Annotated in this window: 6 protein-coding genes; 5 read left to right on the plus strand and 1 reads right to left on the minus strand. The window is 36.6% G+C overall.

Translation table 11 applies throughout. From position 1 onward, the window contains the following. The first annotated feature begins 14 nt into the window (after positions 1 to 14). The 5 genes from gatA to addA all read left to right on the plus strand — a co-directional run bounded on the left by gatA (position 15) and on the right by addA (position 10,997). The gene (gene gatA / locus C8E03_RS14425) at positions 15 to 1,478 is read left to right on the plus strand and encodes an Asp-tRNA(Asn)/Glu-tRNA(Gln) amidotransferase subunit GatA (protein WP_330410834.1); all 1,464 of its coding nucleotides are present in this window, start codon (positions 15 to 17) and stop codon (positions 1,476 to 1,478) included. A gap of 1 nt (position 1,479) precedes the next feature. Continuing rightward, positions 1,480 to 2,910: an Asp-tRNA(Asn)/Glu-tRNA(Gln) amidotransferase subunit GatB gene (gene gatB / locus C8E03_RS14430; protein ID WP_110291355.1), complete on the plus strand. Its 1,431-nt coding sequence runs from the start codon at positions 1,480 to 1,482 to the stop codon at positions 2,908 to 2,910. Between the two features lie 163 nt (positions 2,911 to 3,073). Then, entirely contained in the window at positions 3,074 to 3,538 is a 465-nt protein-coding gene (locus C8E03_RS14435) for a hypothetical protein (protein WP_094380370.1), read from the plus strand. A gap of 350 nt (positions 3,539 to 3,888) precedes the next feature. Next, positions 3,889 to 7,302 carry a helicase-exonuclease AddAB subunit AddB gene (gene addB, locus C8E03_RS14440; protein ID WP_094380368.1) on the plus strand — a complete coding sequence of 1,138 codons (3,414 nt, stop codon included), beginning with the start codon at positions 3,889 to 3,891 and terminating at the stop codon, positions 7,300 to 7,302. Then, positions 7,299 to 10,997, plus strand: a complete 3,699-nt coding sequence (addA, locus tag C8E03_RS14445) for a helicase-exonuclease AddAB subunit AddA (RefSeq protein ID WP_110291356.1) — start codon at positions 7,299 to 7,301, stop codon at positions 10,995 to 10,997. The genes addB and addA overlap by 4 nt, the downstream gene beginning before the upstream one ends. A gap of 153 nt (positions 10,998 to 11,150) precedes the next feature. Here the strand turns inward: addA and C8E03_RS14450 are convergent, their stop codons facing one another. Then, positions 11,151 to 12,167, minus strand: coding sequence for a LacI family DNA-binding transcriptional regulator (locus C8E03_RS14450; protein ID WP_094380364.1), 1,017 nt, complete (start codon positions 12,165 to 12,167; stop codon positions 11,151 to 11,153). Positions 12,168 to 12,264: the final 97 nt, after the last annotated feature.

A 12,264-nucleotide genomic window follows, 5' to 3' on the forward strand; every position in this document is an offset into this window, starting at 1 on the left:
ATACCGTGAATTTGATGAGTTTAACTGCCGTAGAGCTAGGTAAGAGAATAAAAGACAAAGAGGTAACAGTAGAAGAAGCAGTCAAAGCAGCATTGTCTCAAATAAAGGCAGTCGAAGACCGTGTGCACAGTTATGTGACAGTCGATGAAGAAGGTGCATTAAAAAGAGCAGCAGAGGTTCAAAGACTGATTGACAACAAACAGTTAACGGGATCTTTAGCAGGAGTGCCGGTGGCTATCAAGGATAATATGTGTACGCAAGGAATGCTTACTACCTGCAGTTCTAAGATTTTGGGTAATTTTAAACCAACCTATACAGCACAAGCTGTACTTAATCTCGAAGAAGCAGGAGCAATCATGATTGGTAAAACAAATATGGACGAATTTGCAATGGGTAGTACAACCGAAACTTCTGCCTTTGGCGCAACGAAGAATCCGTGGAATACAGAGCATGTACCAGGTGGTTCATCAGGCGGTTCATGTTCAGCAGTCGCAGCGCAGGAGTGTTCCTTTGCATTAGGCTCTGATACAGGTGGTTCTATTAGACAGCCAAGCTCCTTTTGTGGAGTGACAGGAATTAAGCCGACCTATGGAACGGTATCCAGATATGGACTGATTGCATATGGTTCTTCTCTAGACCAAATTGGGCCAGTTGCAAAAGATGTAACAGATTGTGCGAGTATTCTAGAAGCAATTGCTTCTTATGATTCTAAGGATAGTACTTCAATTAAAAGGGAAGACTATAACTTCACCTCTGCATTGGTGAATGACGTAAAAGGTATGAGAATTGGTATCCCAAGAGACTATTTTGGAGAAGGTTTAGATGCAGAAGTAAAGAATGCTGTACTTAAGGCAGCGGATGAATTAAAGGCAAAGGGAGCGATTGTGGAAGAATTTGATTTAAGTCTTGTAGAATATGCAATTCCTGCCTATTATATTATCGCTTCAGCGGAAGCAAGCTCCAATCTTGCAAGATTTGACGGAGTAAAATTCGGCTATCGTACGAAAGAATTTGAAGGACTCCATAATATGTATAAGAAGTCACGCAGCGAAGGCTTTGGTCCGGAGGTAAAGCGTAGAATTATGCTTGGTTCTTTTGTACTTAGCAGTGGCTATTATGATGCCTATTATATTAAGGCATTAAAGACAAAAGCGCTGATTAAAAAAGCTTTTGATAAAGCTTTTGAGAAATATGATGTTATATTAGGACCGGCAGCGCCGACAACTGCACCCAAACTGGGAGAGAGCCTAAGTGATCCAATTAAAATGTATTTAGGCGATATTTATACGATATCAGTAAATCTGGCAGGTCTTCCGGGTATCAGTGTACCGTGTGGCATTGATTCGAAAGGACTTCCAATTGGCTTACAGCTAATCGGAGACTGCTTTAAGGAAAATAAGATAATTCAGACTGCATATACATTTGAATGCACAAGAAAATATGAGCGTTGTGATATTGCAAAGGAAGGGGACAAATAAGATGAGTAGACAATATGAAACAGTCATAGGACTGGAAGTGCATGTAGAGCTTGCAACAAAAACCAAAATATTTTGCTCTTGCAGTACTCAGTTTGGTGGTGCGCCCAATACTCATACCTGTCCTGTGTGTACCGGTATGCCGGGTTCACTTCCCGTATTAAATAAGCAAGTAGTTGAATATGCCGTTGCAGTAGGATTAGCAACGAATTGTAAGATAACACAAAATTGTAAATTTGATAGAAAGAATTATTTCTATCCGGACAATCCCCAAAACTACCAGATTTCACAGCTTTATTATCCAATTTGCAGAAATGGTGAGATTGAAATTGAAACTGAGGCAGGTAAAAAGACGGTCGGTATTCATGAAATTCATATGGAGGAGGATGCCGGTAAGCTCATTCATGATGAATGGGAGGATTGCTCTTTAGTAGATTTTAACCGAAGCGGAGTGCCTTTGATTGAAATTGTATCAGAGCCGGATATGCGTTCGTCAGAAGAAGTAATTGCATACCTTGATAAATTAAGACTTATCATACAATATCTTGGAGCATCAGACTGTAAGCTTCAGGAAGGTTCTATGAGAGCTGATGTAAACCTTTCCATTCGTGAAGTTGGACAAAAAGAATTTGGAACGAGAACAGAAATGAAGAACTTAAACTCCTTTAAGGCAATCAAAAGAGCAATTGAAGGAGAGAGAGAACGCCAGATTGACTTGTTAGAGGAAGGTAAAAAGGTAATTCAGGAAACAAGACGCTGGGATGATAATAAAGAATGCTCCTATGCAATGCGCTCGAAAGAGGATGCACAGGATTATCGCTATTTTCCGGAACCGGACTTGGTACCAATTGTAATCAGCGATGAATGGCTTAATGAGATTAAAGAAAAACAACCAGAGCTTCGTGCTGAGAAAATTGCAAGATATAAAAAAGAATATGATATTCCGGATTATGACATAGATATCATAACCGGCTCAAAGAAACTGGCTGATATTTTTGAAGCGACCATAGCTATATGCAAAAAGCCAAAGAAAGTATCAAACTGGTTAATGGTAGAAACCATGCGATTATTAAAGGATCATAACATGGAAGCGCAGGATATTTCCTTTTCACCACAAAATTTGGCAAAGCTGATTGAACTAACAGAGGCAGGAACAATTAACAGTTCAGTTGCAAAGGAAGTATTTGAGGTTATATTTAAAGAGGATATAGACCCTGACCAATATGTAGAGGAAAAGGGACTCAAATCAGTTAATGATGAGGGAGCACTTCGAACTACCATTGAGGAAATTGTTGCAGCAAATCCCCAATCAGTAGAGGATTACCGTAATGGGAAACAAAAAGCTATAGGTTTCTTAGTAGGACAAACAATGAAAGCGATGCAAGGCAAAGCTGACCCAGGAATGATAAATAAGATATTAAAGGAGCTATTATAAATCTAAATCCTTATATTATCTATCAGGTTAGTATGAAAGTACTATAGAAAAAACAAAATTAGTATAGTAGTATAAAAAGAGTGTTAAAGCACTCTTTTTTGGTTTGAATAGAAAAGACATTGTTATGATAGTGTAACGAAGAAAATTGGGGAGCAGTTGAGTAATGATACAAGCATTAAAGAAAATAACGTGTTTTATTCTTACTGTAATATTAATTACATTAGTTTTTTCAAAGCATGAAATGAATAAAGCGACCGCGTCTGAACGTACAAAACATAGTACAGCAATAGAGATTATGAAACAGGAATCTGTTATGACAGTTGGCTTTATCTTGCAAACACCACCAAATGACAGTTATCTGGTTGGCAAGGATATTTTAGCAGGAAAATACATAGTTTTTTCAGACTATACCAGTTCAATGGGTGCCTTTTGGGAAATAGAAAATATGACAGGCAATCAAGTGATTGATAATCAGTTTACGAAGAACACCGCAATTATTACTGTTAGCACAGGGCAAAGATTAATTTTGCATCATGGATATGCGATGCCAATGAAAACACAGTCAAGAAAGATGTCACAGTTGTGGAAGTTTAGAGATATCACTTCGAGCCAGTTTATTTGGTTTTAATTTAGGAAGGGGAATAAGTTCATATAGAAAGCATTTCGTTACAACAAAGTACCTGCACTCCTCATTCATGAGGGGCACAGGTACTTTTCACGTAATAGGAAATTGCGTCCTATTACATAAAAATGCTCCGCAGGATGCGCACGAATGCAAGTGGAAAATGTCACTGCGTAACAGCATTTGGCGCGGTAAAGCGGTCAAGTCCCTCATGAATGAGGAATTAGGGAGCTGATGCGGAACTTGTCCGCTTTGTTTTGTAGAATGCAGTTGCGAAGCGTGTTTCTCACAGTTGAAGTTATTTTTCATATTTGGTATGATGGTTCATAGGAAAGAAAAAAGTCAGGGAGGGTCACATGTCATTACAATTATTGCTTGGAAATTCTGGTGCAGGAAAGTCCTATCAATTGAATCAATATTTAATTGAACAATCCATGGCTAATCCAGATATGAACTATATCATTATTGTTCCGGAACAATTCACCTTACAGACGCAAAAAGACATTGTTACAATGCATCCGCGTCATGGAGTAATGAATATTGATATTGTAAGCTTTCAAAGATTAGCTTATCGTATTTTTGACGAAGTGGGAGGGAATAATCTGACCGCCTTAGATGATACCGGTAAGAATCTAATAATACGAAAGGTTGCTTCTTGTGAGCAGGCAAAGCTTAAGGTGCTTGGTGCAAATCTTAAAAAACTAGGCTATATTAGTGAGATTAAATCAATTATATCAGAGCTGACGCAGTATAATGTAGAGCTAAATCAATTGGAAATGTTGATTGAACATACAAAAAACAGACCTTCACTTAATTATAAGCTTCAAGATATTTATGTATTATATAAGGGATTTAATGAATATTTAAAGAATAAATTTATTACAGCAGAAGAATTGCTTATTGTATTATCCAAGGTAGTACAACAATCGGATATAATTAAAAACAGTGTCATTGCAATTGATGGCTTTACTGGTTTTACACCGGTTCAGTTTGTATTGCTAAAGGAACTTTTAAAGCTTAGTAAAAAGCTTATTGTAACGGTAACAATTGATAATCGGGAAGAGTTCAGACAGATTCAAAATGAGCATGAGCTATTCTTTATGAGCAAGAAGATGATTCATGCTTTGCAGAAAATAGCAAAAGAGGGCAACACAGAAATTGAAGACAGTATGATAATTGAGGACAAGATTCCCTACAGACATAAACAAGCGGCTGCACTTCATGCTTTGGAGCAGAATATCTTTCGATATCCGGTCAAAAGTTATCAAACAAAGCAAGACCAAATTAGAATATTTACAGCAAAAAATCCGCTTATGGAAGTAAAGGCAATTGCTTTTGAAATTTTACGACTGGTTCGAGAAGAAGAATATCGATATAAAGAAATTGCGGTGGTATCTGGAGATATTAAAGCATATTCAAGCTATGCGGCAAGAGTATTTGAACAATATGGTATTCCTGCCTTTATTGATGATAAAAGAAGTATATTGATGAATTGTTTTGTAGAATTTATAAGAGCTACGCTTAAAATGTTGGAGGAGGATTTTAGCTATGACAGCGTATTTCGCTATTTAAGATGTGATATGCTTACGATGCCAAAGGAAGAGATAGACACGTTAGAAAACTATTGCCTTGCCTTTGGAATACGTGGAATGAGTAAGTGGAAAAAAAAATGGATACGTACATATGACCAAATAGACGAAGTAAAATTGGAGCAAATCAATGCCCTAAGAGAGAAGATACTAGAAAACATTCTTCCGCTCTATGAAGTTTTTAAGAACGGCGACATGTGTGCAAAGGATATGGTTAAAGCACTTTATGAATTTATTGCTTTACTCAACATTCAAGAAAAGTTAGATGAGCTTGAAAAAGAGTTTGAAAAGGCAGGAGAACTTTCACAGGCAAAAGAGTATTCACAAATCTATAAAATAGTGCTGGAGTTATTTGACAGGGTAGTAGAATTATTAGGAGAAGAGAAGCTGTCCAACAAGGAATTTCGAGAAATATTAGATGCCGGTTTTGAAGAAGCCAAGGTTGGAATTATTCCGCCAAGTATTGACCGGGTTGTATTTGGAGATATTGAAAGAACAAGACTGGATAATGTGAAAATACTTTTTTTTGCAGGGGTTAATGAGGGAATCATTCCTAAGAACGTCAATAAAGGAGGAATTATATCACAAATAGAGCGAGAGGCTCTGCTTTCATATGATGTGGAATTAGCACCAACGAGTAGGCAGGATGCATATACTCAGAAGTTTTATTTGTATCTTAATATGACTAAGCCTAGCGAAAGGCTTTATTTATCCTATAGTAAAACTAATTCTCAAGGGGGAACGCTTCGTGCCTCTTACTTAATTGGCTCAATGACTAAGATGTTTCCAGCTATTGTAATTAGGGATATGGATGAGGTACTTAACAGTATGGATGGAGTAGTTTGTACCAACAGTGGTTTGGATTACCTTACCTATTGTCTCAGACAACTCAGATTGGGAAATCAAATAGACGGATTTATAGAATTGTATCATTGGTATTATAAGCAAAAAAAGTATACAAATGTGATAAAATCAATGGCAGATGCTGCTTACTTTGCCAACCATGAAAGTGCAGTCAGTAAGGCCGTTGCAAAGGTCTTATATGGGAATGTATTAGAAAATAGTGTTACAAGACTGGAAAAGTATGCAGCCTGTGCCTTTGCTCATTTCTTAACCTATGGACTGGAACTAAAGGAGAGAAGAGAATATAACTTTAAAGCAATGGATATGGGTAACATTTTTCATCAGGTGTTAGAGCTTTTTTCCAAAAAGTTAATGAAAAGCGGATATGACTGGTCTAGTATTCCGGAAGAAGAAAGAGATACATTAGCAGATGCCTGTGTAGAAGAATGTATTGTAGATTACGCAAATACAGTATTATATAGTACAGCACGAAATGAATATGTCATTGACCGAATCAAACGAATTGTAAAGAGAACTCTTTGGGCACTTCAAGGTCAAATGATAAAGGGCAAATTTAATCCAAGCAGCTATGAGGTTTCATTTTCCATGGCAGATAATTTGGAAAGTGTCAATATCAGTTTATCCAATGAGGAGCAAATTAAGCTAAAAGGCCGGATTGACCGTATGGATTTGTATGAGGATGAAAAACATGTTTATGTAAAAATAATAGACTATAAGTCAGGAAGCACCTCTTTTGATATGGTTGCGCTTTATTATGGGCTGCAGCTTCAATTAGTGGTATACCTAAATGCTGCTGTTGAATTAGAGAAGAAGAAAAACCCTAATAAAGATATTGTTCCGGCAGGCATCCTTTACTATAATATTAACGATCCTATTGTAGAGCGAGTGGAGGAAGACAGTGAAGAAAAGATTCGTGAACGAATCTTAGACAAGCTTAAGATGAATGGATTAGTCAATAGTGACAGTAATGTAATTAAGCTGATGGATGGTGATATGAGTGGTAAATCAAGTGTATTGCCAGTTGCTTTTAATAAGGATGGAAGTTTATCAAAATATTCCAGTGCAGCATCAACTGACAGCTTTCATGCACTCTCTAAATTTGTTGATCAAAAAATAAAGGAGATAGGAGCTAATATTTTAGACGGTAATATAGAAATAGCTCCATATGAATCCGGAAATAGAACGGCTTGTGATTATTGCACTTTTAAAGGGATCTGTGGTTTTGACCTAAAAAGTCCAGGCTATGAGTTTAGAAGGCTAAAGCAATTCTCAGACGATGAAATATGGGAAAAGATAGGGAAGGGAGAAGGCGAATGAGTGTAGCATGGACAAGTGAGCAGCAAAAGGTAATTGACCTTAGAAATCGAAATATTCTTGTTTCAGCGGCAGCAGGTTCAGGAAAAACGGCTGTGTTGGTGGAACGAATTATAGCCATGATTACAGATAGCAATGAGTTGCTTGACATTGATAAGCTTTTGATTGTAACCTTTACCAATGCGGCAGCCGCACAGATGAGAGAGAGAATCAGTGAAGCAATTGAACAAAAATTGGAGGAAACCCCGTCAAATTCACATTTGCAAAAACAGGCTACACTGGTTCACAATGCTTATATTACGACGATACATAGCTTTTGTTTACGAGTCATTCGTAATCATTTTAATCGTATTGATTTAGATCCATCTTTTCGAATCGGAGACGAGGGTGAATTAAAGCTAATTAAGAGTGATATAATAGAGAAAATATTAGAAAAACATTATAAGGAAAAAAGTGATGAGTTCTTTCATTTTGTAGAAAGCTATTCCACAGGAAAATCGGACAAAGAATTAGAGGATATGATTTTACAACTCTATCAGTTTGCTATGAGCTATCCGTGGCCAAAAGAGTGGTTGATACAATGTAAAAACAGTTACAAATTAACAAGTATCCAAGAACTGGAGCAGACGCCCTGGTATCAAAATATAGTTGACAATATTATGGTTATAGTAAAGGAATTGATGGAACAGCTAAATCATTTAATAGAATTAGCTGTAAGTACGGATGGACCATATATGTATGAAGAGACGTTAAAAAATGAAAAAGAAATGCTTTCAAATTTGCTTCATTTAGATTCCTATATGGACTATTATACCCAATTTAAAGCCATTTCCTTTGGAAGACTCTCCTCAAAAAAGGATGAAACCGTATCCGGCAATTTAAGAGAACTGGTTAAGAAGCAAAGAGATGGTATTAAGAAAACGGTTTCCTCCCTCTCAGAAAGATATTTCTATGATTCACCGGAGCAAATTTTACAGGATATGCAAAAATGCAGCAACAGCATAGATGTATTGGTTGATCTGACCATAGAATTTATTGAAGAATACAAAAGTGCAAAAATAGATAAAAATCTTGTGGACTATAATGATTTGGAACATTTTGCGTTAAACATTCTGGTTGAGAAAAGTAACGACAATTGGTTTCCAACAGAGGCGGCCACAGAATATCAGGAAATCTTTGAAGAAATTATGATAGATGAGTATCAGGATAGCAATTTGGTACAGGAAATGATTCTAAGAGCTGTATCAAGGGAAAGAATGGATAAGCACAATGTATTTATGGTAGGTGATGTGAAACAAAGCATCTATAAATTCAGACTTGCCAGACCGGAATTGTTTATGGAAAAATATAATACTTATTCTTTGACGGATAGTGCATTTCAAAGGATTGATTTGGATAAAAACTTTAGAAGCCGAATCGAAGTATTGGATGGAACCAATTACATATTCAATCAGATTATGACGAATACACTGGGGGGGATTGAATATAACAACGAGTGTGCTCTTTATCTGGGGGCAAATCATCCAGAACCAGAAAAGGAAAATGACTATGAGGCAGAGCTTATTGTTATTGATTTGGATTCTACGAAAATAGAGGATGAGAATAATATGAAAATCTCCTTATTAGATACAAAAGACTATACCGCAAGGGAACTGGAAGCAAAAGCTGTTGCAGCAAGGATTAAAGAATTGATAAATCATGAGCATGGGCTAAAGGTAATTGATAAAGGGACGAAGAAATACCGAGTGGCCTGCTATAGCGATATAGTCATTTTACTTCGAACCATGTCAGGATGGGCAGAAACTTTCACCTCTGTATTAATGTCAGAGGGGATTCCGGCTTATACAGGTTCTTCGACGGGTTATTTCTCAACAATAGAAGTTACTACATTATTGAATCTGCTTCGGATCATTGATAATCCATTGCAAGATATTCCATTAACCGCAGTTTTAGCTTCACCTATTGTCAATTTGTCAGGTGAGGAACTGGCTGTGATTAAAAGCAGCTATAAACAGGCAGATATTTATGAAGGATGCAGGCAATATTCTTTAGAGGGGAAAGAAGAATTCTTAAAGCAAAAGTTGTATGACTTCTTTACAAGAATGGAGCAATTTCGCAAAATGGCAGTATATACTCCAATTCATGAGCTGATTTGGTTTATTCTGGATAAGACGAATTACGGTCGTTATGTTGCGACTATGCCGGGAGGAGAACAACGAAAGGCCAATTTGGATATGCTTGTGGAGAAAGCGATTGCCTTTGAAAGTACAAGCTACAAGGGTTTGTTTAATTTTGTACGTTACATCGAAAATCTCCAGAAATATGATGTGGATTTTGGAGAGGCAGAAATTGCAAATGAAAATGATAATACGGTTCGTATTCTTAGTATCCATAAGAGTAAAGGACTTGAGTTTCCAATTGTATTTGTAAGCGGGATGGGTAAGGCGTTTAATAATCAGGATTCAAGAGCCAAGTTGATTATGCATCCTGACTTAGGAATCGGAGCAGATTATATTGACTTTGAGCACAGAGTCAAAGCACCGACATTAATTAAAAAAGCAATACAAAAAGAGCTACAAATGGAAAATATGGGTGAAGAATTAAGAGTCTTGTATGTTGCACTGACAAGAGCCAAGGAAAAGCTGATTCTAACCGGTGCAATGTCAAAGCTTAAAAATAAGCTGCTAGGCTATTCCCAGAATTTAAATGATAAAGAAAAATTGAGTTTTCGATCCATTAGTGAGGCATCTAACTATATGGAATGGGTGTTGCAGGCTGTGATCAGACATAAGGACAGTATAGAGTTGTTAAGAAAGTATGAGTTAGAGGAAAACTTTTGCGAGCTTTTATTTGCAAAGAACGCGAAGTATGCGATTCGAGTCATTGAGCTTTCAGATTTGGTAAAGGAAGAAATGGTGGCTCAAATAACGAATCAGGATATTAAGGACGACTTGCTTCGTGGACTTTTAGACCGCGAGGAGAATGAACAAATACAAAAGCAAATGGAGGAACGGTTAAATTTTGTATATCCTTATGAAAAAATAAAGAATATTCATACTAAAATGACTGTTTCAGAGCTTAAGAGAATGGGGCAAAACATCGATGAAGATACTAGTATGCCAATTATATTGGAGGAGATACCAGTGCCATTACTACCTAAGTTTCTTGCAGAGGAAGGAACTCTTACCGGAAGTGACAGAGGTATTGCATATCATAAGGCACTACAACTGCTTGACTTCAAAAGCATAGAAACAACAGAGGATATAGAAAATCAATTGAATAAAATGCTTGAGAAGCATAAAATGTCAAAGGAGGCAGGAGAATCTATTGACATATCGAAAATAGAGCGATTTCTCCATTCTGAAATTGGGGAACGAATGATAAGAGCGGATCTTTTTGGGAAGCTTTATAAAGAGCGTCCATTTGTAATCGGTGTTAAGGTAAATGAACTAAACAATGATTTGGATAGTCAGGATATGATTTTGGTTCAGGGAATCATAGATGCATATTTTGAAGAGGGAGAAGAAATTGTATTAGTGGATTATAAAACGGATTATGTAAGAACAGAAAAAGAACTGACAACTAAATATAAGGCTCAAATAGAACACTATCAAGGTGCACTAATGAGGATGACACAAAAAAATGTAAAAGAAAAAATAATATATTCACTCTATTTTGATAAAAGTATTTATTTATAAAAATAGTGTTCCCGCATGATGAAATATAGAAAGTGGGAACGCTATTTTATTACTATGAAACCCCTTGTTGTTAACGTATAAAAGCTTTGATTCCTATGAAATAAAACACGATGCGCACGAATGCAAGAGGAAAATGTCACTGTGTTCCGATATCTAAGAAACCTTAGCGGTAGTACCTCTAATCTCCAGTGTTGGAGCAAGTACTATTTTGGATGCAGGTTCATCATTTCCTTCAATTCTTTCTATGATACGAGTTGCAACTAATTTGCCAATTGTTGCATAAGGATGTTGGACGGAAGTAAGATTAATGAAACTGGTTTGAGAAAAGGGAATATCATCAAATCCGATTATACTTAAATCTTGCGGTATTCTAATATGGTTACGAATACATTCGTCAAGTACTCCATAGGACATTAAATCGCCTCCGACAAATACAGCACTAGGAGGTGAATCAGAATGTACGATTACCTCTTTCGCATACTTTTTACCGGATTCCATATTCAGATTACCGGATGAAATATAAGAGGAATCAAGCTTCAGACCGTGTTCTTTGAATGCCATCTGATACCCCTCAAATCGGCCCTGGCTTGTTGTAGAAATGCTAGGACCGTGAAGCATACCGATTTTTCTATGTCCCAATTCAATTAAATAATTCGTTGCAATATATCCGCCTTGAACATTGTCAACTGATATACTGTCGTATTGAGAAACAAAGTCTAATTCACGATTGACCAAAACAATCGGACAATTTGCTTTCTTCAGTAAATTGGAAAAGGATAACTCATTTCTGGCATCCGCAATAATGATACCGGAGAAACCATAATCAAATAACTGTTGTAAATGCTGATCATTTTCACCTGCAATTTGAGAACTGTTATACAAAGTCATAAGATATCCATTTTCCCTAAGATTCGTATTAATAATCCAGACCAGTTCAGAATAGAAAGGATTTCTAATATCACTAACAATGAGGGCAATGATATTTAATTTTCCTGTTGCCAGTCCTCTGGCGACAATGCTAGGTCTATAATTTTCCTGCTCCATAACCGCTTCTACCTTTAAACGGGTTTCTTCTTTCACCTTACTGCTATGGGTTAAAACACGGGAAACAGTAGAACGTGAAACTCCGGCTATCTTCGCAATATATTCGATATCAACTTTTTTATCCAAAAAATCACCTCAATTAACTTATCTTTTGTTATTATAGCATGTTCAAAAGGTATGTAAAGATAAATAAAAAAATTAGTAATAACAATTGACAAAAGGG

This window comes from Lachnotalea glycerini (assembly GCF_003201285.1).
Lineage (GTDB): Bacteria > Bacillota > Clostridia > Lachnospirales > Lachnospiraceae > Lachnotalea > Lachnotalea glycerini.

Coding starts and splice junctions, on each gene's coding strand:
- gatA (WP_330410834.1), top strand. CDS start 15: ATGAGTTTAACTGCCGTAGAGCTAGGTAAGAGAATAAAAGACAAAGAG.
- gatB (WP_110291355.1), top strand. CDS start 1,480: ATGAGTAGACAATATGAAACAGTCATAGGACTGGAAGTGCATGTAGAG.
- C8E03_RS14435 (WP_094380370.1), top strand. CDS start 3,074: ATGATACAAGCATTAAAGAAAATAACGTGTTTTATTCTTACTGTAATA.
- addB (WP_094380368.1), top strand. CDS start 3,889: ATGTCATTACAATTATTGCTTGGAAATTCTGGTGCAGGAAAGTCCTAT.
- addA (WP_110291356.1), top strand. CDS start 7,299: ATGAGTGTAGCATGGACAAGTGAGCAGCAAAAGGTAATTGACCTTAGA.